We start from the raw sequence: 24235 nt of genomic DNA, 5'->3' as shown, positions 1-24235 counted from the left end.
CCACCTGGGTCCAGACATCACGCACGGGGGGAGCGCATCCCCGTCGTGATCATCGGGGCGGGGCCCGCCGGGCTCGTGCTGAGCCACCTGCTGCACCTGCAGGGGGTCGAGTCGGTGGTGCTGGAGGCCCGGGACCGCACCTACGTCGAGTCCCGGGTCCGGGCCGGCGTCCTGGAGCACGGGACCATGGAGCTGCTGCGCGAGACGGGGGTGGGCGCGCGGATGGACGCCGAGGGACTGGCGCACGGCGGCACCGAGCTGCGCGTCGACGGCCGCAGCCACCACGTCGACTTCGCCGAGCTCACCGGGAAGTCCATCGTCGTCTACGGCCAGCAGGAGGTGGTCAAGGACCTCATCGGCCGCCGCCTGGCCGACTCCGGCGACCTGCGCTTCGAGGTCGGCGACGTGCAGATCCACGACGAGGACACCGACCACCCGCGCGTCACGTACACCCACGAGGGCACCGCGCAGAGCCTGGCGGCCGACTGGGTGGTGGGCGCCGACGGCTTCCACGGCTCGAGCCGGGCGCACGTCCCGGGCCAGGTGTTCGACCGCCAGTACCCGTTCGCCTGGCTGGGGATCCTCGCGCACGCCGCACCGAGCTCGGCGGAGCTCATCTACGCCAAGCACGACCGCGGCTTCGCCCTGCACTCCATGCGCTCACCGGTGGTCACCCGCAACTACCTGCAGGTGCACCCGGACGCCGACCTCGCGGACTGGTCCGACGAGCGGATCTGGGACGAGCTGTCGACCCGGCTGGCCGGCGAGGACGGGTTCACCCTCACCAGGGGCGCGATCTTCGACAAGGGGATCACCGGGATGCGGAGCTTCGTGCACGAGCCCATGCGGCACGGGCGGCTGCTGCTGGCCGGGGACGCCGCGCACATCGTCCCGCCCACCGGCGCCAAGGGCATGAACCTCGCGATCGCCGACGTCCGGGTGCTCAGCCACGCCCTCGGGCAGTGGGCGGCCACCGGCTCCACCGAGGGTCTGGACGCCTACTCCGACACCGCCCTGGCCCGGGTGTGGCGCACCACGCACTTCTCCTGGTGGATGACCTCGATGCTGCACCGCTTCGACGGCTACGACGCCACCTCGACACCGTTCGACGAGCGGGTGCAGCTGAGCCAGCTCCGGTACACGGTCAGCTCGCGGGCGGCCATGACGACGCTCGCGGAGAACTACGTGGGCCTGCCGTTCACCACGGGGTGGTCCTACCGCTGAGCCCGGCGCGCCGCAGTCCGGCGTGACGGCTGGGTGTGCGTGCGCCACGATGGACCCGTGAGCAGCGGATGGGTGGTCGTGCTGGTGACGCTGGCCGCCGCCCTGGCCTTCGCCACGTCCTCGGCGCTCAAGCACGTCAGCGCGGGTCAGGCCCCCGACGCCAGCGGGATGCAACCACGCGCGCTCGGCCGGTTCGTCGCGGCCACCGTGTCGAACCGGTACTGGCTGGGGGGCATCGTGGCGGACGCCGTGGGGCTCTCGCTGCAGCTGGTGGCCCTGCACCTCGGCGCGCTCGGCGTCGTGCAGCCGCTGCTGCTCACCGGTCTGCTGTTCGCGCTGCTGCTGCGCGGGCGCAGCCAAGGACGGATCAGTGCTCGCGAGATCGGCTGGGCGTGCGTCGTCATCGCCTCCCTCGCCGGGTTCCTGGCCCTCGCGGGCACGGCCAACTCGGTGCTCCCGGTCGACGGCATCGACCGCAAGCCCGCGGTCGCCGCCGCGGCGGTGGGTGCCGTGCTGGCGGTGGCCTGTGTCGCGCTCGGTCGTCGCACCACCCGGAAGGGACGCTCCGCCGCGCTGCTCGGCATCGCCGTGGGCGCCGTGTACGCGACGACGGCCGCGCTGCTCAAGGCGTTGACCTCCATCGCGCTCAACGGTGTCGGCGCCCTGCTGACCAGCTGGCAGCTCTACGTGGTGGTCGTGGTGGGGGCGACAGGTCTGCTGCTGAACCAGCTGGCGTTCCAGGCGGGACCGCTGAGCGCCAGCCTGCCGGCCATCGCCACCGTGGACCCGCTCCTCAGCATCGCCATCGGGGTCGTCGTCTACGACGAGCAGGTGCGCCAGGGTGTCCCCGCCGCGCTCGGCCTCGGCGCGCTGCTGCTCGTCCTGGGCGTGGCCGTCATCGCCCTCGTCCGCACCGAGTACCCCCCGGACCGCGAGGACGCGGACCCGGTCGCTCGCGCCGGCGTGTAGTCGCCGGCGCGATCAGGCCTCGTCCAGCCACGGGAAGAGGATCTCCCTGGCCAGCAGCTGTACCGCGGCGGCCACCGGGATCGCGACCAGGGCACCCACCACCCCGAGCAGGGCCGCCCCGATCAGCACGGCCACCACGGTCACCAGCGCCGGCACCTGCACCGCCCGCCCGATGATGCGGGGCACCAGGAAGTAGTCCTCCACGAGCCGGTAGACGACGAAGAACGCCACCGTGGCCAGGCACGCGGGCAGGGACACCGTCAGCGCCACCGCGGCCACCACGACACCGGCCACCGTGGAGCCGACCACGGGCACCAGGTCGAAGACCGCGACGAAGATCGCCAGCAGCAGCGGGTAGGGCACGCTGAAGGCCTGGAGCCAGGCGAAGGTCGCGGCCGCGGCGATCAACGAGATGATGACGTTGCCCAGCACGTACCCGCCGACCTTCGCGAGGATCTCGTCGCCGATGAGGATGGCCCGCGGGCGGCGCGAGGCGGGGACCAGCCGGTAGACCACCACCCGGATCCGCGGCAGGTCGACCAGGAAGTACGCCGTGAGCACCGCGAGCAGCACGAGGTTGGTGACGACGTCGAACACCAGCACCCCGGCGCCGAGCAGGCCGTTGACCAGCGACGAGCTGTTCAGCAGGTCGGTCAGCCGCTGCTGCAGACCCAGCTGGTCCACTGCCCGGCCCAGCGAGGAGGAGTGGTCCTGCGCCTGCGCGAGGTAGCCCGGCGCCCGCACCACGAGCTGGGTGGCCTGGTCCACCAGCGGCGGCACGGCCTGGCTCAGGAAGGCCACCACCGCCAGCAGCGTCGTCAGGTAGACCACCGTCACGGCGGCCCAGCGCGGCAGGTGGCGACGGACGAGCCAGGACACCACCGGCTCCAGCCCCACCGCCAGGAACAGCGCCGAGCCGGCGAGCGTGAGGGCCTGGTGGACGACGACGAGCGCCTGCACCGCGCCGTAGGTGACGGCGACGCCCGCGGCCGCGGCCAGCCCGAGGAAGAACGGCGAGCGCCGGTCGAAGCGTCGGCCGGGGATGCCCAGCGGCCGCTCCGTGGTGCGCAGCTCGGCGGCGCGGGCCTCCGCGTCCGCGAGCGGCCCCTCGCCCTCGGTGCCGTACGGGTGCACGTCGAGCTCGTGGTGGACCGCCTCCGCGGCGGCGGGGTCGTCGGGCTCGGCGGAGGTCACCCTGGGCACCTCCGGTCAGCGGGCCCCGGTCGGTCCCCGGGGCGTCGGACCATTGTGGTCCCGCCCCTCCCGGCCGACGGGGTCAGGCTGTCGCGGACCTCCTCGACGTCCCTCGCGAGCGCCCGTCGAGCAGACCGGCGTCCGACGACCACCCCCTGGCGGCCGCGGGCGGCCCGTCGACCGCGGCCAGGCCCGCGAGCCCGTCGGACGCAGACGGGGACCGGTGGGTGGAACACTGCTGGCGGTGCCCCACCACGTCGACCTCACCCACACCTACCCGGTGACCCCGGAGCGGGTGTTCACGGCCTGGACCGACGCCGCCACGATGCGGTCCTGGTGCTGCCCGGACGACGAGATGACCGTCTCCACCTGCACCGTCGACGCGCGGGTGGGCGGCGGGTACCACGTCGTCTTCGGCCCGGGACCGGACGGGAACGGGTACACCGAGACGGCGACCTACCGGGAGCTGGAGCCCGCCCGTCGCCTGGTCATGGAGCTGGTGCTGCACGGTGGTGGAATGGACGAGCGCTCGGTGGCCACCCTGACGTTCACCCCCGACGGCGCGGGCACCCGGCTGCACCTGCGCAACGAGGGGCTCTCCAGCGCCGAGGTCGCGCGGCTGCACACCCAGGGCTGGACGCACTCGCTGGCCACCATCGCCGCTGTCGTCGCCACGGAGTAGGGGGGCCCGGACGGCGGCCGGCCGGCCTGGGACGGGTCCCGCGCGCGACGCTGGTCGGACGGTCGGCCCAGCCCGGGACGGACCTCGCGCGCGGTGCTGGTCGGACGGTCGACCCAGCGCGGGACGGACCCCGCGCGCGACGCTGGTCGGACGGCCGACCCAGCGCGGGACGGACCTCGCGCGCGGTGCTGTGAAATAGGGGCGCCGGGCGCTCGCCCGGCGTGCAGAACGCGCCCCGATCCACCCTTCTTGCCTGCGAGCGAAGATGGCTTCGGGGCGTCGCGCGCCCGTCCGGCGTGCGGGACGCGCCCCGATCTCACAGCGTCGCGGTGGCAACCCTCCCGCCCGAGCCACTGCGTGGCCCCTCCCGCCTGGGCCGCCGCGGCACCTCGGCCTCCTGCACCGCGGTCCCCTGCGCCACGGCCTCCTGCACCGCGGCCTCCTGCACCGCGGTCCCCTGCGCCACGGCCACCTGCACCGCTGGTGAGCGGGTGCAGCTGGTCGTCGACCCGGAGCTCGGCGTGCCGCATGTTGCCGCGACGATCACCAGGACTCCCGAGCGCCGGGACGGTCCACAGGAGCACGCCGATGTCCTGGTGAGCACCGCCCCGGTGAGCACCGTCCCCGTGAAGTCCCTGCCGAGGTGGTCGGGTCAGAGGTCGGCGCGAGGTGCTGCGGTCAGTCGGACAGCCCGGCCAGCACGGCCGCGGAGCCGGACAGTCCCAGGCGCGTCGCCCCGGCGGCCACCATCTCCAGCGCGGTCCCGGTGCTGCGGATGCCACCGCTGGCCTTGACCCCCAGCCGCCCGCCGACCGTCTCGGCCATCAGCCGCACGGCGTGCGCGCTGGCACCACCCGCGGGGTGGAAGCCCGTGGAGGTCTTCACGAAGTCTGCCCCCGCGGCCTCGGCGGCCCGACACACCGCAACGATGGTGTCGTCGTCCAGCGCGGCCGACTCGATGATCACCTTGAGCACGCCCGGGGTGGGCACGGCGGCGCGCACGGCCGCGATGTCGGCCTGCACGGCGTCGATCTCGCCCGCGACGGCGGCCCCCACGTCGATCACCATGTCCACCTCGTCGGCACCCGCGGCCACCGCGGTCGCCGCCTCGAGAGCCTTGACCTCGCTGGTGTGCTTGCCCGACGGGAAGCCGCACACGGTGGCCACCACCAGCCCGGTCCCGTCCAGGGGCAGCATCGACGGCGAGACGCACACGGCGAGCACACCGAGAGCGCGGGCCTCGTCGCACAACGCCGCCACCTGGGCCGCCGTGGCCTCGGGCTTGAGCAGGGTGTGGTCGACCATGCCGGCGACTTCCGACCGGGTGGGGCTGGGCACGGGAGGACCTCCTGGGCGGGGACGGCGAACCCGCCCAGTCTGGCAGCCCGGCGCGGGACCGTCAGCGGACCGCGACCACGACCTTGCCCAGCGCCTCGCGCCGCTCCAGCGCACCGATGGCCGTCGCCGCCTGGTCGAGGGCGAACACCTGCGGCTCCGGCGGCACGAGCGCCCCGGAGGCGAGCAGCGGCTGCACCTGCGCCCACTGCTGGGCGATGAACCCGGGGTGGGTGGTGAACCAGGCACCCCAGCCCACGCCCACGACGTCGACGTTGTTGAGCAGCAGCCGGTTCACCTTGACCGTCGGGATCTCGCCCGCGGTGAAGCCGACCACGAGCACCCGGCCCTGGGGGGCGAGGGAGCGCAGGCTGTCGGTGAAGCGGTCGCCGCCCACCGGGTCCAGCACGATGTCGACCCCGCGGCCGTCGGTGAGCTCCTTGACCGCCGCGAGCCACCCGTCGGTGAGCACGACGTCCGTGGCGCCGGCCGCGCGGGCGATCTCCGCCTTGGCCTCCGTGCTGACCACGGCGATGGTGCGACCGGCGCCCAGCAACCCGGCCAGCCGCAGCGCGGAGGTGCCGATACCGCCGGCCGCCCCGTGCACCAGCACCGTCTCCCCCGCCGCGAGGCGACCCCGGACGGCGAGCGCGAAGTGCACGGTGAGGTCGTTGAACAGGATGCCGGCGCCGGCGGCGAAGGACACTGCGTCGGGCAGCGCGAACACGTTCTGCGGCGGGAGCACGGCCACCTCGGCCATGCCGCCGCTGACCCCGGTGAGCCCGAGCACGCGGTCCCCGGCCGCGAAGCCGCAGCCCTCGGGCGCGGAGCGGACGACCCCGGCGATCTCGCTGCCCGGCACGAACGGGAGCTCGGGCTTCATCTGGTAGAGCCCGCGGGTGAGCAGCGCGTCCGGGAAGGCCACCCCGGCGGCGTGCACCTCGATGACGACCTGGTCGGGCCCGGCGGTGGGCTCGTCGATCTCGAGCACCTCGACCGACTCGGGGCCGTCCAGCCGACTGACCTGCACTGCGCGCACGGGGGTTCCTCTCGTGGGGGACGGCGCTCGTCGTCGAGAACCACCCGGGACGCTACCCAGCAGCGGAGGGCTCCAGTGCAGCGGCGCTCGTCAGTGCAGCGTCGCCCCGGTGGCGGCGCGCACCTCGTCCTCGCTGACCCCGGGCGCGCACTCCACCAGGACCAGACCGTTCGGGGCGACGTCGATGACCGCGAGGTCGGTGATGATCCGGTTCACGCACCCCACCCCGGTGAGCGGCAGCGTGCAGCGGTCCACGATCTTGTGCTCGCCGTCACGGTTGACGTGCTCCATCATCACGATGACCTTCGCGGCGCCGTGCACGAGGTCCATCGCCCCGCCCATCCCCTTGACCATCTTGCCGGGGATCATCCAGTTGGCCAGGTCGCCGGTGGCGCTGACCTGCATGGCGCCCAGCACGGCGACGTCGACCTTGCCGCCGCGGATCATCCCGAAGCTGGTGGCGGAGTCGAAGTAGCTCGCGCCCGGGAGGACGGTCACGGTCTGCTTGCCGGCGTTGATGAGATCGGCGTCCACCTGCTCCTCGGTGGGGAACGGACCCACGCCGAGGACCCCGTTCTCGGAGTGCAGCACCACGGTCATGGTCTTGGGCACGTGGCCGGGCACCAGCGTGGGCATGCCGATGCCGAGGTTCACGTACTGCCCGTCGGTGAGCTCGGCGGCCACCCGCGCGGCCAGCTCGTCGCGGGTGCGGGCGGCGGGGTGGGGGCTGTGGTCGGTCATGCGCGCACCGTCCTGTTCTCGATCCGCTTCGCGGCATCCGGGACGTGGACCACCCGCTGCACCATGATCCCGGGGGTGTGGACGTGCGCCGGGTCGATCTCCCCGGGCTCCACGAGGTGCTCCACCTGGGCGATGGTGATGCGCCCGGCGCACGCGGCCGGCGGGTTGAAGTTCGCGGCGGACTCGCGGTAGACGAGGTTGCCGTGCCGGTCGCCCTTCCACGCGTGCACCAGGGCGTAGTCGGTGGTGATGGCGCGCTCGAGGACGTAGGTGGCGCCGTCGAAGACCCGGGTCTCCTTGGGCGGGGAGGCGAGCGCGATGCCGCCGGCACCGTCGTAGCGCCACGGCAGGCCACCGTCGGCCACCTGGGTGCCCACGCCGGCGGGGGTGAAGAAGGCGGGGATGCCCGCGCCCCCGGCCCGCATGCGCTCGGCGAGGGTGCCCTGCGGGACCAGCTCCACCTCGATCTCGCCGCCGAGGAACTGGCGCGCGAACTCCTTGTTCTCCCCGATGTAGGAGCCGATGGTGCGCCGGATCCGGTGCTCGGAGAGCAGCACCCCCAGGCCCAGGCCGTCGGTGCCGCAGTTGTTGCTCACCGTCTCCAGGTCGGTCGCACCCTGGGCGAGCAGAGCCTCGATCAACGCCTCGGGCACTCCGCACAGGCCGAACCCGCCGACGGCCAGCGAGGCTCCGTCGGCGATGTCGGCGACCGCGTCGGCCGCGCTGGGGACCACCTTGTCCATCACGCGCGCCAACCTAGCGCGACCCGGTCGATCGACGGAACAGCCGCGTGCGCACCCCGCTCACCGCACGTCGGAACCCTCCTGCGGTCGCGGTCGGAGGGGCCGCGGGCTCAGAGGCGGTCGGCCAGCCCGAAGCGGGGGAACAGCGTCGGGTCGATGAACGACGTGATCCGGACGACCTTCCCGCCGGAGAGGTCCAGGACGTGGATGCCCCAGGGCACGTGGTCACCGTCGGGGTCGGGCCGGTACTGGGCCAGGGCGGGGCGCCCGTTGGCCTGCACCTGCACCAGCTTCGAGCCGCGGCACCCCGAGCCCGGCCCCAGCATCCAGGCGGCGATGTCCTGCGCACCGGAGATCCACAGGCGGAAGGGCGGCATGGACTGGGTGGCGTCCTCGCGCAGCAGCGCCACCAGCTCGTCCATGTCGTAGCGCTCGAAGGCGCTGACGTAGCGCTCCAGCAACGCCTTCTGCCCCTCGCCCGGCGGGTCCACCGGACCGGGCGCGTCGAGCTGGCGGGCCGCCACGGTGGCCCGGGCCCGCTGCAGCGCGCTGTTGGCCGAGGCCACCGTGCTGTCCAGCAGCTCGGCCACCTCGTCGGCCCGCCAGCGCAGCACGTCGCGCAGCACCAGCACGGCCCGCTGCCGGGGTGGCAGGTGCTGCAGGGCGGCGACGAACGCGAGCCGGACCGACTCCCGGGCCACCGCGACCTCGGCCGGGTCGCTGCTGGCGGGCAACACGGCACCGTCGCTGATCGGCCCCACCCAGGTCTCGGCCGGCTCCGGCGTGCCCAGCGAGGACTCGACCGGCGGGGAGGCCTCGGCGTTGAGGTCCATCGGCAACGCCCGCGACCGACGCCCCTTCAGCGCGTCGAGGCAGACGTTGGTGGCGATCCGGAACAGCCACGAGCGCAGCGACGACCGGCCCGCGAACCCGTCGATGCTCCGCCAGGCCCGGACCATCGTCTCCTGCACCGCGTCCTCGGCGTCGTGGGACGAGCCCAGCATGCGGTAGCAGTAGCCGGTCAGCTCGCGGCGGTGCGCGGGCAGGCGCTGCTCCAGCTCGGTGCGGGTGAGCGTCGTTCCGGGGGCGGCCACCAGCTCGGTCATGTCCCCCATCCCACCCGGTCCCGGTCGGCAGGGGAAGGGTCCCGCGCCCGGCTGCGAATCTCGACGACACGACGCCGCCGGGGGCCGCTTCGTTCCGCGGGGCGCCCGCCTCCTGTGTTGTGCTCGTGAGGTCAGGACCCGGCCCCTCGGTCCGCACGGCCGACGGTGTCACCCGACGAAGGAGACAGCTCGTGACCACCACCCACGACATCAGTGGCACCAGCAAGGGTCACGTGCACGACGAGGTCGGCCCGGTCCACGTCGACAGCGTGGCCGGCGAGGACGCCCGCGTGCCGCCCGACACCGCACAGATCAAGGACGCCGCCGGGGTGGACGCCGCGGGCGTTCCCCTCCCCCACTCGAAGGACCTGCCATGACGACCTCCGGAAGCCACCCCGTGGACCCCGCCCGTCCGCTCCCCGACACCGACCGCACCACCGAGACCGAGCGCGAGGTCCGCGTCGCCGACTCCCGGGAGGCTGACTCCCGCGAGGTCGACTCCCGGGGGGCCGAGACCGCCGGGCGCCGACGTCAGGACGACCGTCGCGACCACGACGACCGTCGCGACCACGACGACCGTCGCGACCACGACGACCGTCGCGACCACGACGACCGTCGCGACCACGACGACCGTGCGCGCGACGGTCTCGCCCGGGGCGGCGTCGTCCGCGAGGGCAGCGTCGTCCGCGAGGATGGCGTCGAGCGCGGCACCGTCGTGGACGCGACGGTGCCGCTGACCCGGCAGGAGGCCACGGCCCGGCAGCGGGAGCGGTTCGGGGGGATGAAGCTGGGCTCGGCGTTCTTCGGCTGGCTCACCGCCACCGGTGCCGCTGTCCTGCTGACCGCGCTGGCCGTCGCCGTCGGTGCCGCCGTCGGGGTCTCCAACGGCACGACCCTCTCCGACGCCACCAACCAGGCCCAGCAGGGCACCAACACCGCCCAGACCGTCGGTCTGGTCGGCGGTATCGCCCTGCTCGTGATCCTGCTCATCGCCTACTTCTGCGGCGGGTACGTCGCCGGGCGGATGGCCCGGTTCAGTGGACTCAAGCAGGGCCTCGGCGTGTGGCTGTGGACCATCGTCATCGCCATCGTGGTTGCCATCGCCGCCGCGGTCGCCGGGTCGAAGTACAACGTGCTCGACAACCTCAATGCGTTCCCCCGCATCCCCACCGGGGGCAACCTGACCACCGGCGGCATCATCGCCCTCGTCGCCGTCGCCCTGATCAGCCTCGTCGGGGCCCTGCTCGGTGGGCTCGCCGGGATGCGCTACCACCGCAAGGTCGACCAGGCCGCGTTCGAACCCCTCGCGAGCTGATCCCCGCCACACGCTCCACCTGAGGTGCGCACAGCCCCTGCCCCACCTGGCCGCCCCGGGTGGGGCAGGGGCTGCGGTGTGCGCGCGGCGAGCGACGTCGCTGGCGCAGACCGTTGACCCTCCCGCCGCGGCCGCCCTACCCTGTGCGCGGAGCGCGCGCCCGTCCGCAGGGCGAGCACGACGCGCGACTCTGGAGGGTCGATGACGACGCTGCACCTGCCGCCGCAGTACCGCGCGGACGCCGGGAGCCACCCGCTCCTGGACTCCCCCGCCTACCGCTCCACGGCGCTGCGCCACCCCACCCGCCCCCTGCGCCTGCTGCCCCAGCGGCTCACCGAGCTGACCGGGCCGCTGCTGGGCGCCGACCGCGTGCACCCCGGCGACGACGACCTCACCCAGGACCGGGGCGGCGAGGCCGTCGGCCAGCGCATCGTGGTGCACGGCCAGGTCCGCGACTCCGACGGCCGGGCCGTGCCGAGCACGCTGCTCGAGGTGTGGCAGGCGAACGCGGGCGGGCGCTACGCCCACGTGCTCGACCGGTGGCCCGCTCCGCTGGACCCGCACTTCACCGGCGTCGGGCGCTGCCTCACCGACAGCGAGGGCCGCTACCGCTTCACCACCATCAAGCCCGGCGCCTACCCGTGGAAGAACCACGCCAACGCCTGGCGTCCGGCGCACATCCACTTCAGCCTGTTCGGCCAGAGCTTCACCCAGCGGCTGATCACCCAGATGTACTTCCCGGACGACCCCATGTTCTTCCAGGACCCGATCTACCTGTCCACCCCGGAGGCCGCGCGGTCCCGGCTGGTCAGCGCCTACGACCACTCCGCGACCGTCGAGGAGTGGGCCCTGGGCTTCCGCTTCGACATCGTGCTGCGCGGGCGCGGGGCCACCCCGTTCGAGAGCGACCAGGAGGTGGGCAGCGATGACGTCTGAGCCCACCACGCCGTCCCGGACCACGCACTCCTGGACCACGCCCTCTCAGACGATCGGGCCGTTCTTCCACGCCGCGCTGCCGTGGGCGGACGGCAGCGACGTCGACCCCGATGGGGACGTGACGCTCACCGTCCGGGTGCTCGACGGGGCCGGCGAGCTCGTCACCGACGCCCTGGTGGAGACGTGGCAGGCCGACGCCGGCGGCCGCTTCGACCACCCCGAGGGCGGCGGCAGCTCCTTCCGCGGCTTCGGCCGCTGCCCGGCCGACGCCACCGGCACCGCGGTGTTCCGCACGGTGAAGCCCGGGCCGCTGCCGGCCGAGGACGGGCTGGTGCAGTCCCCGCACGTGGACCTGTCGATCTTCGCCCGCGGGCTGCTGCACCGGGTGGTCACCCGCCTGTACTTCCCCGACGAGGCCGCCGCCAACGCCACCGACCCGGTGCTGCTCTCGCTGGGGTCCGACGCCGGGCGCCTCGTGGCCACCGCGGTGGCGGGCGGCTACCACCTGGACGTGCACCTGCAGGGGGCGGCCGAGACGCCGTTCTTCGCGGTCTGATGGCGCAACCGTGAGGACGCCCCGATGAGCCTGTTCGACCCGCTGTTCGGCAGCGACCGGGTGGCCGCCGAGCTGTCCGACGAGGCCTGGGTCCGCACGCTCATCGAGGTCGAGGTGGCCCTGGCCCGGGCGGCGGCGGGCTGTGGGCTGGTCAGCGCGGGGGCAGCGGCGCAGGTCACCGGGGTGGCCGCCGAGCTGGTGGTGGACGTCGAGGCGCTCGGGGTCGCGGCCGTGGAGGGCGGCAACCCGGTCATCCCGCTGGTCCGGCTGCTGCGCGCGGCCGCGGGCGACGCAGGGCCGGCCGTGCACGTGGGGGCCACCAGCCAGGACGTGCTGGACACCGCCCTGGTGCTGCTGGTGCGCCGGGCCGCCGCGGTGCTCCGCGAGGACCTCGCCGGCGCCGCGGACGCCGCTGCTCTGCACGCACGGGTGCACCGTGACACCCCGATGGCCGCCCGCACCCTGGGCCAGCAGGCCCTGCCCACGACGTTCGGGCTGGTCGCTGCCGGCTGGTGCGCCGGGCTGGACCACGCCCGGGCCGCGCTGTCCGTCGTCGTCGACGGGTTGCCCGTGCAGCTCGGCGGGGCGGCCGGCACGCTCGCCGCGCTGTACCCCCACGGGCTCGACGTCGGCCGTGTCCTGGCCGCCGAGCTCGGGCTGCCGTGGGCGCCGCCCTGGCACACCGAGCGCACCCGCGTCGGGGCGCTGGCCGGGGCGCTGGGGGTCGCGGCCGGGGCGTGCGCGAAGCCCGCGACCGACATCGTCCTGCTGGCCGGCACCGAGCTGGGCGAGGTGTCCGAGGCCGTCCCCGGGGACTCCAGCTCCATGCCGCACAAGCACAACCCGATCGCCGCCGTCACCGCCCGCGCCGCCGCCCGCCGCGCCCCCGGCCTGGTCGCGACCCTGCTGGCCTCGATGGAGCACGAGCACCAGCGCGCCGTCGGGGCCTGGCACGCGGAGTGGCCCACCGTGACCGAGCTGCTGCGGGTCACCGGCGGTGCCGCGTCCCGGCTGCGCACCAGCCTCGAGGGGCTGCAGGTGCACCCCGGGTCCATGGCCACCCACGTCCCGGCCGGCGAGCTCGTCCACCACGCGGGCGAGCTCGTCGACCACGTCCTCGACACCAGGCAGGAGACCGCATGACCATCGCCCACGAGGTGCTCGGCCCGCCCGACGCGCCCGTCCTGGTGCTGCTGAACTCCCTCGGCTCCACCCGCGCCATGTGGGACCCCCAGGTGGGCCCGCTCAGCGACCGGCTGCGCGTGGTGCGCACCGACGCCCGTGGGCACGGGGAGTCGGCGGTGGTGGACGGGCCGTGGACGGTGGCCGACCTGGGGCGCGACGTGCTCGAGCTGCTCGACGAGCTCGGGGTCGCTCGCGCGCACCTGGTCGGGCTGTCCCTGGGTGGGGCCACGGCGCAGTGGATCGCGGTGCACGCCCCCGAGCGGGTGCACACGCTCAGCCTGCTGTGCACCAGCGCGCACTGGCCGGACGTGCAGCCCTGGATCGACCGGGCCGCCGCGGTCCGGGCCGACGGGGTGGCCTCCATCGCGCCGGCGGTGGTCGGCCGCTGGTTCACCCCGGAGCTCGCCCAGCGGGACCCGGCCCTGGTGGCGTGGGCGCAGGCCATGGTTGCGAGCACCCCCGCCGAGGGCTACGCCACCGCGTGCGAGGCGCTGGCCACCTGGGACGGCCGCGCCGACCTCGGCCGCATCACCGCCCCGACCCTGGTGGTGGCCGGGGACCTGGATCCCGCGACCCCGCCGGCGATGCTGCGCGAGATCGCCGAGGGCGTCCCGGGTGCGGCGCTGCACGTGCTGCCGCGGGCCTCGCACCTGGCCAACCTGGAGCAGGCCGGCACCGTGACGGGGCTGCTGCTCGCGCACGTGCTGGGCCAGGGCTCCTACGAGCAGGGCCTGGCCACCCGCCGTGCGGTGCTGGGCGACGCGCACGTGGACCGGTCTCTGGCCGGGGTCACGCCGTTCACCGCGGGCTGGCAGGAGTTCATCACCCGGACCGCCTGGGGTGACGTGTGGAACCGGCCGGGCCTGGACCGCCGCACCCGCTCGATCATCACCCTGACCGCGCTGGTGGCGCTGGGGAACGAGCACGAGCTGGTCACGCACGTGCGGGCCGCGGTCACCAACGGGCTGACCGAGGACGAGATCGGCGAGGTGCTGCTGCACACCGCGGTCTACGCGGGCGTGCCGCGGAGCAACCGGGCCTTCGCCGTGGCGCAGGAGGCGCTGCACCCGACCGCGCCACCACTGTGAACGAAAACTCGTCCCCTGGATCCAGTAATCACGCACGGGACGTAGTCCGCTCGCCCGGGTGCGGACGGACGGTCACTGCCTCGTGGACCAGGAGCTGGAGCAGGGGCTGCGCAGCATCGCGGTGCCCGTGCGGGGACGGAGCGGAGCGGTCGTGGCGGCCATGAACGAGAGCACCCAGGCCGCCCGCCGCAGCGCCGCGCCCCTGCAGCGCGAGGTGCTGCCGGCCCTGCGCGCGTGCGCCGACGCGGTGGAGCGTGACCTGCTGGCCCCGTGACGGGACCGGGCACGCAGGAGCTCAGCGGCCGGCTTTCCCCATACCGCCGCGACACGAAGGACCCGTTCGCCCGTCTTCGGTGACGGATTGTGCGCCGCTGAATGCGTACAAGGGTAGTCAACGGCTGTAATCAAGATCATCAATGACCGTGCGTCGTTATGACGTCCCGATCCAGTGACTACACCGCGTGGCCGGTTCATGATTTTCTGTAACCGGATCACAAGACGCCCGTCGCGGATGCGCAGCACGCGGCGGGTCACGCTGGCCGCACCTAGGTCGGCCACGAACGGGGGAGTCAGCATGTATCGAGGTCCGATCGCCGGAGCCGGCGCTGGTGGCACCGTGGGGCTCGCGTACACGGGGTTCAACGCGATCTCCTTCGCCGTGGTCGCGCTGATCCTCATCGTGGCTGGTCTGGCTCTGGTCCGCACCACCGTCATCCGCCGAAACAGCTAGCTCGCACTGTGTCCACCACTTCCACCCGGCCGAGCCCGGGTGCGCTGAGCCCGCTGCACCGCAGCCGGGTCCTCGCAGCCCTGCTGGGCGCGGTGGCCGTCGGGTTGCTCGTCGAGGGCCGTGCCGTGCGGACCGGCGAGGCAGCCCTGCAGACGCTGCTGCTGCACCTGGCGGGCCAGGAGAGCGCCCACGTGGGCACCGCAGCCCTGTTCCGCGTCCAGGGCGCCCTGGTCGGCGTCAGCTTCACCACCGGCTGCAGCATCGGTCCGGTGCTCGCGGTGTTCCTCGGGGCCACTGCCGTCGCGGCCGCCGTGCGCCCCCTGAGCGCCCGCCGGGTCGCCACGTCCACCCTCGTCCTGGTCGGGCTCTTCGTCCTGGTCAACCAGCTTCGCGTCGTCGTCATCGTGGCGTCGATGCGGTGGCTGGGCGTCGCCCGCGGCTACGACCTCAGCCACGTGTTCCTCGGCTCGATCATCACCACCCTCGGCTTCCTGCTGGCCGTGGTGCTCTTCGTCCGGCTGCTGCTCGCGGAGTCCGGGCCGTCAGCACCGGCCCACTCCGGCCATCGGGCAGGGTCGTCGTGATCATCGACGGCGTCGGACCGGCGGTGAACACCCTGGCCATCGTCCTGTGCGTCGCGTTCCTCGCCTACGTCATCTCCATCCTGGTGCCGTACCTGCGGCAGGTGCCGACGACGCCCGGTCGCGCCGCCGACCTGCACTGGCACCTGCTCCTGCCCTGCCTGGACGAGGACTCGGTCATCGAGCGGACGGTGCACCGGCTGCTGCAGACGGCGCCGCTGGCCGAGCTCTGGTGCATCGACGACGCCTCCGACGACACCACCCCCGTCGTGCTGGCCGCACTGGCCGCTGCGCACCCCCGCGTGCACGTGGTGTCCCGTCGCCTGCCGATGGCTCGCCAGGGCAAGGGGCCGGCCCTGAACGCCGGCTGGGAGGCCATCGGCGAGCACCTGGACCTGCTGCAGCCGGGCGTCGACCGCACCCGTGTGGTGGTGGGGGTCGTCGACGCCGACGGTCGGCTCGATCCCTCCGCGCTCGACGTGCTGGCCGGCCCGCGCGTGTTCGGGGACCCCGCGGTCGGTGCGGCGCAGATCCAGGTGCGCATGCTGAACCGCGGCCGCGACGACATCGACGGTGACGACCCGGCGCCCACCACCTGGCTCGGTCGCGCGCTCGTGGACCTGCAGGACGTGGAGTTCCGCACCGTCATCTCCGCGATGCAGCTGCTGCGCCGCAGGCTGGGCAGCGTCGGGATGGGCGGCAACGGGCAGTTCACCCGGATGGCTGTGCTCGACCAGATCGCCGTCGAGCACGGGGTTCCGTGGCAGGGCGCGCTCCTCGAGGACTTCGAGCTGGGGCTGCACGTGCTGCTCGCCGGGCACCGCAACCAGTACTGCGACGACGTCTGGGTCGCCCAGGAGGCACTGCCCACCCCCGCCGCGCTCATCCGCCAGCGGACCCGGTGGGCCCAGGGCGGCATGCAGTGCTCCAAGTACCTGCCGGCCGTGCTCACCAGCGCGAAGATCAGCACGCCGGCGGCCCTGGAGATCGCGTACTTCCTGCTCATCCCCTGGACCCAGCTCATCGGGTCGGTCGTCTACACCACGGCCCTGGGGGTCATGGGCTACTACGCGTTCACGACCCCCGGCGGTGTCACCAGCTGGTTCACCGCCGGCGGCTGGGGCGTGTTCCTGCTCGCGGCGTTCTTCGGCGTCGCGCCGGTCGCCGTGTGGGGCCCGGTGTACCGCCGCACCTGCGAGCGCACCACCTCACGGACCCGCGCCCTCACCCTGGGGCTGCTGCACTGGGTCTACACCTACGTACTGCTCGTTGCGGTGTGGAAGGCCTTCGGCCGCTTCCTCCGCTCCGAGAGCGGCTGGGTCAAGACCAGCCGAGTACTCCGCACGTCCACCCACCCTGCTCCGGACCGTCCGGTCCGGAGCTACCTGAACGGGGCCTCCTCGGGGGGCGCCCACCGAGCTGGGAGAGTCACATGACCGACAACACGAGAGGACGCACCCGCCGCACCCTGCAGCGGGCCGGCGCCCTCGGCGCCGTGCTCGCCCTGAGCACGGTGGCCTGGGCGTCACCGGCGCTGGCCGGGGGCATGTCCCAGTCCACCGCGCAGGCACTGAACGCCACGCTGCTGGGCGGGACGGTGGCCTCCACGGGCACCTCGGCCGCCAAGAACGACGGCACCCAGCCACTGGTCACCAAGACCTTCACGAGCCAGATCGCGGTCCTGCCCGGTCAGGGCGTGGCCAACACCGGCGCCGTCTCCCAGACGGCAAACGCCAGCAACGTGGCCACCTCCTCGGCGTGCGCCGGCCTCGTCGGATCCGGCGGTGCGCTCACCATCGGCAACGACGGTTCCTGCAGCCTCGCCGGGGCCACCGCCCCCCTGCTGGTGAACCTCGGCACTGCCACCCTGAACGGAATTTCGCTTCCGGTGAACTTGCGGCTGGCCGCCACGGCGATCTACTCCCAGTGCACCGCCGGACCGTCCGGCGCCGGTCCGTACTCGGCGTCGTCCACCCTGGCGGGAGTGCGCCTCCTCGCCACTACTGCGGGCACCCTTGGCCTCCCTGGGCTGAACCTCGACATCCCGATCAACATCGGGTCGCCGATCGAGCTGGGCGTGCTTGCTCCGCTGCTGAAGGTGGCCATCAACCAGACCAGTGCGGTCGGACCCACGTCGAGCGCCACCGCGCTGAGCATCACGGCCATCGGCGGCGGGCTCGCGAACGTCACCATCGGCAAGGTCACCTGCGGCGAGAACGCCACCGTGTCCGACATCCCGATGGTGCCGCTGAAGGGTGCCGGCGTCGCCGGGCTCACCGCCCTCGTCATCGGTGCCGGCTACCTGACCCTGCGTCGCCGGACCACTAGCCTGGCCTGATGACCGACGCCCCAGCAGACACCGTGCCGGGGCCGCACGAGAACCGCCTCGGGGCGGGTGCCGACGTCCACGTGGTCGTCGGCACCCGCCCCGAGGCCGTGAAGGTGGCACCGGTGGTGCTCGCGCTGCGAGCGGCAGGGCTGCGCACCGCCCTCGTCGACACCGGTCAGCAACCGGCCCGGGTCCACGAGGCGCTGGCCTCGTTCGGCCTGGTGCCCGACGTCCACCTGGGTGTCGTCCGGCGCGACGGTGGGCTGGCCGAGCTCATGGCGCTGACACTGACAGCGTTCGACGGCCACCTGGCCGCCGCTCCGCCGCGGCTGGTGCTGGTGCAGGGCGACACCACCACCGCCCTCACGGTGTCCCTGGCGGGAGCCCTGCGGCAGCTGCCCGTCGCCCACCTGGAGGCAGGGTTGCGCACCGGGGACCGGGCGCGACCGTTCCCCGAGGAGATGAACCGCGTGCTGCTGGCGGGGGTGGCCGAGCTGCACCTCGCGCCCACGCCTCGGGCGCTCGCGGCGCTGCTGCGCGAGGGCGTGCCGCGCGAGCGCATCGTCGTCACCGGCAACACCGTCGTCGACGCCCTCGACGCGGTGCTCCCCGCGCTCCGTGCGCAGCCGCGTCCGACGTTGGCGGCGCGGCCCGACGGAGCGCGACTGCTCGTGGTCACGGTGCACCGGCGGGAGGCTTGGGGCGAGGGGGTGCGGGCAGTGTGTGGCGCGGTGGCGACCCTGCTCGAGGCGCACCCGGACCTGCGTGCGGTGGTGGTCACCCACCCGAACCCCGCCGTCGCTGCGGACGTGGCCGCCGTGCTCGACGGCGTCGAGCGGGCCCGGGTGGTGCCACCGCTGCCCTACGACGAGGTGCTCGCCCTGCTGCTGCACACCGATCTGCTGCTCACCGACTCCGGCGGCCTGCAGGAGGAGGCACCCACGCTCGGGCTACCGGTGCTCGTCGCCCGGGACACCACCGAGCGCCCGGAGGGGATCGAGGCCGGCTGGGCGGAGCTGGTCGGGCTTGATCCCGCCGTCATCGTGGCCGCCGCCACCGCGGCACTGGCGGGGGGTGGGTCGCTGCCCACCACGCCCAACCCGTACGGCGACGGCAGGGCGGCGCAGCGGACCGCGGCGGCCATCGGCTGGTTCCTCGACGGCGGCCCCCGTCCGGTCGAGTGGGACGGAACGGCCTGATCGGTCCCCCACCGTGCCTGCGACAGAGGGGTCACGGCGTGTCGGGCAGCACGCGGTCTCTCGCTGGTAGGTCCGACAGCTCCGTGCGCACAAATGGCGTGCTCACGGTCGTGCTCGTACCCGGTCGGTCGAAGGATCTCCTGGCCCGACGCTCGGTCCAGACCATGATCGCCACGGGAAACATCAACGCGGTGGCGTAGTCCACGACGATCATGTGCTTGATCGCCTCCGCGTAGCCCTCGGAGAGCAGCACGGCCCCGAACTGCGTGACGATGCTGAGGGTGAGACCGAGTCCCAGCAGCCCGGCGCAGGATCCACGCCTGGCGGCCACGCTGAAGCGGACCAGGCCGACGATCCACACGATGAGGAGCAGCAACGGTAGGGCCTTGAACACCGTGAAGACCTCGGTGAGGACCTCGACCCTGTGGTCGGCCGTGCCCGCAGGGTTGCCCGACGCCTCCGGATAGCTCGCCAGGTAGCTGCTGAGCCGGAAGGTGGCCGCGTAGTCGAGTCCCTGGTGGACGAGCCCGACCGTCCGAGCCGGGTGGGTGAGGTAGAACTCGACGACCTTCGCCGAGGTCACCTTGTCGGTGAACCCCGCGTAGGCCGGGTCGGTCACGACGCTGCCGGGACCGTTGATGTCGATCCCCGAGCCCCGAGCGAGGGAGGGGTCAAGGCCGAAGAACTGGAGGTCACCGGTCGGGTCGGGGCTGCCGGGCAGGATGGTGAGAAACACCTGCTTGTAGACGTGCAGCTCCTGGAAGCGCGGGGGCTCCGCGGACAGCGTGGCCACCACCACCCCCACCAGTCCCAGGCAGGCCAGTGATCCGGCGGCGCGTCGGCGCACCCGTGCCGTGCGCCAGCGAGGCTGACCCGCCACCTGCCCCCCGGTGACGCGCTGCCCGGGCCGTACCAGCAGGACGAGCAGCAGCAGCGGGAGGAAGGTCACCATCTGTGTCTTGGACGCCAGGACGAACGTGCCGATGGCGAGCACCGTGACGATGGCCGCCAGGCTGGTCCGACGGCTGTGCAGGAGCCGCAGCGACGCGGGCAGGAGCAGGAGCAGTCCGAGGAAGGCACCCCCCTCGGAGTAGGGCGACGCGAAGTACACCGCGATCCCCGAGTCGGCCAGGATCAGGGTGACGACCACGCCGACGACGACCCTCGCGAACCGCGCCCCGCGCATCTCGTGGACCAGCCAACCGACAGCGGCTCCCGCGACGACGCAGCAGAGCACGGCGAGCGCACGCAGGTCGAGGGAGCCGGGAAGCCCCAGGACAGGGGTGAGCCAGGTCGCAATCCGGTCCAGCAGGAGCTGGGAGGAGTAGACCGGTTGGCCCGTCCCGTTCGCGCCACAGGTCTCTCCGTAGAACACGTGCGAGACCCACGTGAACCGTACGAAGGACGACTGCGAGACGTTCCACGCCACGTCGTTGGCCAGGCCCAGCTGGCACAGCAGACGGTGCCCGTCGCCCTGGTCCGACAGCCCGACCGGACCGGGCACGAACATCCGCAGCAGCAGCACCGTGGTGGACACCAGGCCGATGAGCACCGTGGTCCGCGTGCGGTGCTGCTCCACGGTCCCCGCGTGGGTGCTCACGACCCGTCTCCCGGGGCGACGGTGCCCACGACGCGCCCCCCGGCCGGGACGGCCAGGCACGCCCCGGTCGAGGTGGCGGCGTACCCGACGCGGACGGCGTCCACGCGCACCCCTGGGCGCCCGCCGGTGTACTCCTGCACCAGGGCTGCACACGCGTCCTGCGCCCACGCGGTGAGCGTCAACCCCTCGGGCGTGTTCGCGGCTGGAGCAGGCAGGAAGGCGTTGACGTACTCCCCGGTGTGCGGTCTGTCGCACGACACGTCCTGGGCCGTGGTCGCGTCGTGGCAGTGGCGGTACTCCGCCGATCCGGTGGACCCACCCAGGACGTCGCGGGCGGGGGTGAACAGGGTCGGCGTGCCACCGTCGACGGAGCGGGCCAGCATCAGCTCGCAGCGGTACTCCCGCGCGCCACCGGCCCACTCACCGGGGGTGGTCCACCGGATCACCTGCTGGAGGGCGACAGGGTCGTCGCGCTCACGGGCACCGAGGTAGGTGCGGAGCTCCGCCGCGGTGCACAAGCCTCGCGACACGGCTCCCAGCACCTCCACCCCGGGACGCTGCTGTTGGGCAGCAGTGGCCCCGGTGTAGGAGCGCACGGCCACGACCTCCGTCTGGTGGGGCCCGTCGCACGGCACGGCCGGCGACACGTCGCTGGTGGTGTAGAACTCCTCCACCGTGAGGAAGGAGTGGCACGTCCCCACCGTTGCGCTGTTCGACGGAACCGCGCCCGCAGAGGTGTTGCGAACCCCGAGCGTGGCGACGATGACGATCCCGACGGTCGCGAGGGCCAGCACGAGCTGGAGCGCACGGTCGAGGACGGGCCGGGGCGGGGGCAGCGGGGGCTCTGGATCGGGCTGGTACGGCGACAGCGAGTGCCTCGACACCGCTCACCTCCGTGCGCACGTCGTGGCGCACACCCGCCGAACGGGGGCGCCGAGTGCTGCGCAGAAGGTAACAACGTCACGGTCAGTGTCAAGGGGGCGACGTTCCGTAGCGTGCGGAGGCCGCCGTCCGTCCGGCCAGGGTGCCGTGCGTGTGGTTCCCCTGGTCCGGTCAGAAGATGGCGGGTGGAGACGGAAGCTATCGCGGCAGCTGCGCGGTCAGTGCGCGGGTGAGGGTGTCCTCGTCCCCGGGGGTGAGGTCGACCCCCCGGGAGGAGTCGACGAGGTAGCGGCCGTCCCCGTCGACGTCGAACCAGCGCAGGGTGCAGCGCCGGTCCTCGGCACCGCCCGGCGCGGCCCGGCTGACGGCGAGCTGCCCGCCGGTGGTGAACGGTCCGCGGGCCAGCACGTCGAGCTGCTCGCGGGCGCCCTCGACCGGGCTCCGGCCCGCCGAGCGGGTGACCGAGGTGCCCGCCGGGCTCGCCAGGTCCGCCCGGGCCACCGACAGTGGTCCCACCCGGCCCGGCGGTCGCGCCGGCAGGGCCCGGAACAAGGCGTCCGCGACCGCGGCGGGCAGCGCGGCCCGGGGCAGCACGGCGATCACCACGTCGCCGCCGACGTGCTCGGCCGGGCCGGGCAGCTGGTGGGCGAGCACCCCGGGGCCGCCGGTGTGGGCGGCGAGGATGCGCACGGCATCGGCCAGGTCGGGGCCGGCGAACCCGGAGACGTCGACCTGCACCGCGGGCCGGGTCAGGGTGCGCAGCGCACCCTCCAGGTCGGGTTCCACCCGGCCTCCGCGGACCACGCCGCCGGCGGTGAGCCGCTCGTGGGCGTCGAGCTCGGCCCGGCGCAGGGCGTCCTCGGTGGGGGCGCTGCTGCGCACCTGCAGCGGGAACGGCCAGCGAGCCAGGGTCAGCAGCCCGGCGAGGACCCCCAGCTCGTCGGGGGTGAACCGCCCCAGCGTGCGCGGGTTCACTCGCCGATCACGGCGGGCGACACCATGGGCAGGGTGCCGACGATCTCCGAGCCGTGCTCGTCGGTGATGAGGTAGCTGGGGGTGTTGTGCTCGAAGTCCTCCTCCCCCTTGGCTCCGCGGCCGCCGCCCATGGCGCCGCCCGAGCCCGACCGTCCGCCACTGCTGCCCGCCCAGCCGGAGCCAGCGCCTGCGCCGCCACCGGTACCGGCCGCTCCGCCGGAGCCGCCCGCCGAGCCCACGCCACCGCCGGCACTCGTGCCCGGACCGCCCGTCCCCGAACCGCCGCCCAGCCCGCCGCCGGCGGAACCGCTGCCCAACCCACGGCCACCGGTTCCGCCGCCACCCCGCAGGCCCGACGACCCTCTCGAGCCCGATCCACCGGAGCCCGATCCGCCCGAGCCGTACCGCGCGGAGCCGCCGTAGCCCCGGGAGCCTGCTGACCCACCGGCGCCACCGAACCCGGATGCGCCACCGCCCGCTGCGTACCCGGACCCGCCGATCCCCGCGGCGCCACCGCCGGAGCCGTAGCCGCCCGAGCCGTAGCCGGCGCCACCTGCACCGCCGGAGCCGTACCCACCCGACCCGTAGCTCCCCGATCCAGGACCCGCGCCGCCGTACCCGCCCGAGCCGTACCCACCTGAGCCGTATCCACCTCCGCCATCGCCCGAGCCGTAGCCCGTGCCGCCAGCACCCGCGCCGCCACCGAACCCGGGGGCCGTGTACCCCGCCGACGACACGGCGGCCGCGGGCTCACCGTGGACACCCGAGCCCGGCCCCACGCCGGAGCCGGGGTCGCTGGACCCCACCGTGGACGTGCCCGATGGAGCGATCTGGCCCACCGGCTGCTGCTGCGCGACAGCGCCATTCGACCACTGGCCGTTCGGCGCCCAGCCCGGGCTCACGTCGCCGGGACGGGCCTGGGCGGACCACGGAGCGGGTCCGGGGGTCCGCGGGTCGCCGCTGCCCGGCGGCGGGGTGGGTGCCACGTCGCCGGTCGTCGGGCTGCTCGGCGGCGTGAACGTGGGTACTCCCGAGTCCGCCGAGACCATCACCGGCTTGTACGTGTGGTCCATCACCTGCACCGCCTCGCTGTGCGCGGCGTCCATCGCAGCCTGCTGGGCCTTCACGTCCGCGTCGGCGGGGCCACCGGTGAGCACGCTGGTGATGCCGTGCACCACGGCGTGGGTCCGGTTGAACCCCACCGGCTCTGGCATCGTCGCGCTCGTCTCCCCCACCCCGCTCGCGGCTTCCTGCAGCTTCGACCCCGTTAGCGCGAACGCCGGCTGCAGGGCCGACGCCTGCTGCACGTACCGGGTGCTGGTGGCGGACGCCGCGTCGGCGCCGTCGCCCTCCCACCCGTTCGCGATCGCGGAGGACAGCGACTGGCCCAGGGTCTCGAAGGTGGTCCGCACGGACCCACCCGCGGTGGTCCAGGTCGACGCCGTCTCCTGCAGGGACGCGCTGTTCATCTCCTGGGCCTTGGCGTACAGCTCGGGGTGGTCGTAGGACGCGTAGTTCTCGTAGCTCGTCACCGCGCGGCCGTCGAACCCACCGTCCACGCTCCTGCTCAGCGCGTGCTGCTGGGCTCCCAGCCTGCTGCGCTGGTGCTCGGCGACGCTCGCGTCGTGCTGACGCTGTGCTTCTGCCGCGGTGGCGGCGGAGTTGGTCGTGTCCCCCGTGATCGTGGAGTCCGCGTCGGAGAGGTGGGACCGAGCTCCGTCCACGTCGCCGGTGGCCAGCGAGACGCCGGCCTGCCCGACGTCCTTGATCCCATTGCCGAGGTTATCGAGTCCGAACCCCATGACTGCTCCTTGCTGTGGTCGGTG

Annotated in this window: 26 protein-coding genes; 15 read left to right on the top strand and 11 right to left on the bottom strand. The window is 73.8% G+C overall.

Annotated features, from left to right (window positions below; genetic code table 11):
- The first annotated feature begins 45 nt into the window (after positions 1 to 45).
- Both RHODO2019_RS00315 and RHODO2019_RS00310 read left to right on the top strand, forming a co-directional pair.
- A complete protein-coding gene (locus RHODO2019_RS00315) occupies positions 46 to 1224 on the top strand; it encodes a 4-hydroxybenzoate 3-monooxygenase (RefSeq protein ID WP_265383105.1) in 1179 nt (392 codons plus the stop codon).
- A gap of 57 nt (positions 1225 to 1281) precedes the next feature.
- Positions 1282 to 2193: a DMT family transporter gene (locus RHODO2019_RS00310; RefSeq protein WP_265383104.1), complete on the top strand. Its 912-nt coding sequence runs from the start codon at positions 1282 to 1284 to the stop codon at positions 2191 to 2193.
- Between the two features lie 12 nt (positions 2194 to 2205).
- Here the strand turns inward: RHODO2019_RS00310 and RHODO2019_RS00305 are convergent, their stop codons facing one another.
- Entirely contained in the window at positions 2206 to 3387 is a 1182-nt protein-coding gene (locus RHODO2019_RS00305; RefSeq protein WP_435532147.1) for an AI-2E family transporter, read from the bottom strand.
- A 244-nt stretch (positions 3388 to 3631) separates the two neighbouring features.
- Here RHODO2019_RS00305 and RHODO2019_RS00300 point away from each other — a divergent pair, with 244 nt between their 5' ends.
- Positions 3632 to 4069 (top strand): SRPBCC family protein, encoded by a 438-nt coding sequence (locus RHODO2019_RS00300; protein WP_265383103.1) that lies wholly within the window; start codon positions 3632 to 3634, stop codon positions 4067 to 4069.
- A gap of 316 nt (positions 4070 to 4385) precedes the next feature.
- On the opposite strand, the gene RHODO2019_RS00295 is transcribed toward RHODO2019_RS00300, so the two are convergent.
- The 6 genes from RHODO2019_RS00295 to RHODO2019_RS00270 all read right to left on the bottom strand — a co-directional run bounded on the left by RHODO2019_RS00295 (position 4386) and on the right by RHODO2019_RS00270 (position 9033).
- On the bottom strand, positions 4386 to 4535 hold the full coding sequence (locus RHODO2019_RS00295) for a hypothetical protein (RefSeq protein ID WP_265383102.1): 150 nt from the start codon (positions 4533 to 4535) through the stop codon (positions 4386 to 4388).
- A 212-nt stretch (positions 4536 to 4747) separates the two neighbouring features.
- Positions 4748 to 5374 (bottom strand): deoxyribose-phosphate aldolase, encoded by a 627-nt coding sequence (gene deoC / locus RHODO2019_RS00290; RefSeq protein ID WP_265384859.1) that lies wholly within the window; start codon positions 5372 to 5374, stop codon positions 4748 to 4750.
- A 94-nt stretch (positions 5375 to 5468) separates the two neighbouring features.
- Complete coding sequence (locus RHODO2019_RS00285; protein ID WP_265383101.1) at positions 5469 to 6443, bottom strand: NADPH:quinone oxidoreductase family protein; 975 nt, start codon at positions 6441 to 6443, stop codon at positions 5469 to 5471.
- A 90-nt stretch (positions 6444 to 6533) separates the two neighbouring features.
- Positions 6534 to 7184, bottom strand: coding sequence for a CoA transferase subunit B (locus RHODO2019_RS00280; protein ID WP_265383100.1), 651 nt, complete (start codon positions 7182 to 7184; stop codon positions 6534 to 6536).
- Positions 7181 to 7927 (bottom strand): CoA transferase subunit A, encoded by a 747-nt coding sequence (locus RHODO2019_RS00275; RefSeq protein ID WP_265384858.1) that lies wholly within the window; start codon positions 7925 to 7927, stop codon positions 7181 to 7183. Before RHODO2019_RS00275 ends, RHODO2019_RS00280 begins: the two co-directional genes overlap by 4 nt.
- 110 nt (positions 7928 to 8037) lie before the next feature.
- The gene (locus RHODO2019_RS00270) at positions 8038 to 9033 is read right to left on the bottom strand and encodes a sigma-70 family RNA polymerase sigma factor (RefSeq protein ID WP_265383099.1); all 996 of its coding nucleotides are present in this window, start codon (positions 9031 to 9033) and stop codon (positions 8038 to 8040) included.
- 191 nt (positions 9034 to 9224) lie between these two features.
- On the opposite strand from RHODO2019_RS00270, the gene RHODO2019_RS00265 reads away from it, so the two are divergent.
- The 12 genes from RHODO2019_RS00265 to wecB all read left to right on the top strand — a co-directional run bounded on the left by RHODO2019_RS00265 (position 9225) and on the right by wecB (position 18952).
- Positions 9225 to 9410, top strand: coding sequence for a hypothetical protein (locus RHODO2019_RS00265; protein WP_265383098.1), 186 nt, complete (start codon positions 9225 to 9227; stop codon positions 9408 to 9410).
- Positions 9407 to 10348: a hypothetical protein gene (locus RHODO2019_RS00260; RefSeq protein ID WP_265383097.1), complete on the top strand. Its 942-nt coding sequence runs from the start codon at positions 9407 to 9409 to the stop codon at positions 10346 to 10348. Before RHODO2019_RS00265 ends, RHODO2019_RS00260 begins: the two co-directional genes overlap by 4 nt.
- A gap of 201 nt (positions 10349 to 10549) precedes the next feature.
- Positions 10550 to 11284: a protocatechuate 3,4-dioxygenase subunit beta gene (gene pcaH / locus RHODO2019_RS00255; protein ID WP_265383096.1), complete on the top strand. Its 735-nt coding sequence runs from the start codon at positions 10550 to 10552 to the stop codon at positions 11282 to 11284.
- Positions 11274 to 11840, top strand: coding sequence for a protocatechuate 3,4-dioxygenase subunit alpha (gene pcaG / locus RHODO2019_RS00250; RefSeq protein ID WP_265383095.1), 567 nt, complete (start codon positions 11274 to 11276; stop codon positions 11838 to 11840). Before pcaH ends, pcaG begins: the two co-directional genes overlap by 11 nt.
- 24 nt (positions 11841 to 11864) lie before the next feature.
- Positions 11865 to 12983 (top strand): 3-carboxy-cis,cis-muconate cycloisomerase, encoded by a 1119-nt coding sequence (gene pcaB / locus RHODO2019_RS00245; protein WP_265383094.1) that lies wholly within the window; start codon positions 11865 to 11867, stop codon positions 12981 to 12983.
- Positions 12980 to 14113 carry a bifunctional 3-oxoadipate enol-lactonase/4-carboxymuconolactone decarboxylase PcaDC gene (gene pcaDC / locus RHODO2019_RS00240; protein WP_265383093.1) on the top strand — a complete coding sequence of 378 codons (1134 nt, stop codon included), beginning with the start codon at positions 12980 to 12982 and terminating at the stop codon, positions 14111 to 14113. The genes pcaB and pcaDC overlap by 4 nt, the downstream gene beginning before the upstream one ends.
- A 58-nt stretch (positions 14114 to 14171) precedes the next feature.
- Complete coding sequence (locus RHODO2019_RS00235) at positions 14172 to 14387, top strand: IclR family transcriptional regulator domain-containing protein (RefSeq protein WP_265383092.1); 216 nt, start codon at positions 14172 to 14174, stop codon at positions 14385 to 14387.
- 300 nt (positions 14388 to 14687) lie between these two features.
- Positions 14688 to 14843, top strand: a complete 156-nt coding sequence (locus tag RHODO2019_RS00230) for a hypothetical protein (RefSeq protein ID WP_265383091.1) — start codon at positions 14688 to 14690, stop codon at positions 14841 to 14843.
- Positions 14844 to 14851: 8 nt separating this feature from the next.
- On the top strand, positions 14852 to 15427 hold the full coding sequence (locus RHODO2019_RS00225; RefSeq protein ID WP_265383090.1) for a hypothetical protein: 576 nt from the start codon (positions 14852 to 14854) through the stop codon (positions 15425 to 15427).
- The gene (locus tag RHODO2019_RS00220) at positions 15424 to 16860 is read left to right on the top strand and encodes an XrtP-associated glycosyltransferase (RefSeq protein WP_265383089.1); all 1437 of its coding nucleotides are present in this window, start codon (positions 15424 to 15426) and stop codon (positions 16858 to 16860) included. The genes RHODO2019_RS00225 and RHODO2019_RS00220 overlap by 4 nt, the downstream gene beginning before the upstream one ends.
- Entirely contained in the window at positions 16857 to 17762 is a 906-nt protein-coding gene (locus tag RHODO2019_RS00215; protein ID WP_265383088.1) for a hypothetical protein, read from the top strand. Before RHODO2019_RS00220 ends, RHODO2019_RS00215 begins: the two co-directional genes overlap by 4 nt.
- Positions 17762 to 18952 carry a non-hydrolyzing UDP-N-acetylglucosamine 2-epimerase gene (wecB, locus tag RHODO2019_RS00210; protein WP_265383087.1) on the top strand — a complete coding sequence of 397 codons (1191 nt, stop codon included), beginning with the start codon at positions 17762 to 17764 and terminating at the stop codon, positions 18950 to 18952. The genes RHODO2019_RS00215 and wecB overlap by 1 nt, the downstream gene beginning before the upstream one ends.
- 31 nt (positions 18953 to 18983) lie before the next feature.
- Here wecB and wsfD read toward each other — a convergent pair whose 3' ends face one another.
- The 4 genes from wsfD to RHODO2019_RS00190 form a co-directional block, all read right to left on the bottom strand.
- Positions 18984 to 20552, bottom strand: a complete 1569-nt coding sequence (wsfD, locus tag RHODO2019_RS00205; RefSeq protein ID WP_265383086.1) for a glycan biosynthesis hexose transferase WsfD — start codon at positions 20550 to 20552, stop codon at positions 18984 to 18986.
- Entirely contained in the window at positions 20549 to 21436 is an 888-nt protein-coding gene (locus RHODO2019_RS00200; protein WP_265383085.1) for a septum formation family protein, read from the bottom strand. Before RHODO2019_RS00200 ends, wsfD begins: the two co-directional genes overlap by 4 nt.
- Before the next feature lie 196 nt (positions 21437 to 21632).
- Positions 21633 to 22409, bottom strand: a complete 777-nt coding sequence (locus RHODO2019_RS00195; protein WP_265383084.1) for an ESX secretion-associated protein EspG — start codon at positions 22407 to 22409, stop codon at positions 21633 to 21635.
- Positions 22406 to 24211: a WXG100 family type VII secretion target gene (locus tag RHODO2019_RS00190; protein ID WP_265383083.1), complete on the bottom strand. Its 1806-nt coding sequence runs from the start codon at positions 24209 to 24211 to the stop codon at positions 22406 to 22408. Before RHODO2019_RS00190 ends, RHODO2019_RS00195 begins: the two co-directional genes overlap by 4 nt.
- Between the last annotated feature and the right edge of the window lie 24 nt (positions 24212 to 24235).

Origin of the sequence: Rhodococcus antarcticus (assembly GCF_026153295.1) — a bacterium.
In the GTDB taxonomy this organism is placed as follows: domain Bacteria; phylum Actinomycetota; class Actinomycetes; order Mycobacteriales; family Mycobacteriaceae; genus Rhodococcus_D; species Rhodococcus_D antarcticus.
The sequence above is the reverse complement of the archived record's forward strand: the minus strand, read 5'-3'. Positions and strand labels throughout refer to the sequence as shown.

What these genes read in the sequence shown, in the direction of transcription:
- deoC (WP_265384859.1), bottom strand. Translation starts at nt 5,374, where the DNA reads ATGGTCGACCACACCCTGCTCAAGCCCGAGGCCACGGCGGCCCAGGTG.
- RHODO2019_RS00280 (WP_265383100.1), bottom strand. Translation starts at nt 7,184, where the DNA reads ATGACCGACCACAGCCCCCACCCCGCCGCCCGCACCCGCGACGAGCTG.
- RHODO2019_RS00275 (WP_265384858.1), bottom strand. Translation starts at nt 7,927, where the DNA reads ATGGACAAGGTGGTCCCCAGCGCGGCCGACGCGGTCGCCGACATCGCC.
- RHODO2019_RS00270 (WP_265383099.1), bottom strand. Translation starts at nt 9,033, where the DNA reads ATGACCGAGCTGGTGGCCGCCCCCGGAACGACGCTCACCCGCACCGAG.
- RHODO2019_RS00260 (WP_265383097.1), top strand. Translation starts at nt 9,407, where the DNA reads ATGACGACCTCCGGAAGCCACCCCGTGGACCCCGCCCGTCCGCTCCCC.
- pcaH (WP_265383096.1), top strand. Translation starts at nt 10,550, where the DNA reads ATGACGACGCTGCACCTGCCGCCGCAGTACCGCGCGGACGCCGGGAGC.
- pcaG (WP_265383095.1), top strand. Translation starts at nt 11,274, where the DNA reads ATGACGTCTGAGCCCACCACGCCGTCCCGGACCACGCACTCCTGGACC.
- pcaB (WP_265383094.1), top strand. Translation starts at nt 11,865, where the DNA reads ATGAGCCTGTTCGACCCGCTGTTCGGCAGCGACCGGGTGGCCGCCGAG.
- pcaDC (WP_265383093.1), top strand. Translation starts at nt 12,980, where the DNA reads ATGACCATCGCCCACGAGGTGCTCGGCCCGCCCGACGCGCCCGTCCTG.
- RHODO2019_RS00230 (WP_265383091.1), top strand. Translation starts at nt 14,688, where the DNA reads ATGTATCGAGGTCCGATCGCCGGAGCCGGCGCTGGTGGCACCGTGGGG.
- RHODO2019_RS00215 (WP_265383088.1), top strand. Translation starts at nt 16,857, where the DNA reads ATGACCGACAACACGAGAGGACGCACCCGCCGCACCCTGCAGCGGGCC.
- wecB (WP_265383087.1), top strand. Translation starts at nt 17,762, where the DNA reads ATGACCGACGCCCCAGCAGACACCGTGCCGGGGCCGCACGAGAACCGC.
- RHODO2019_RS00190 (WP_265383083.1), bottom strand. Translation starts at nt 24,211, where the DNA reads ATGGGGTTCGGACTCGATAACCTCGGCAATGGGATCAAGGACGTCGGG.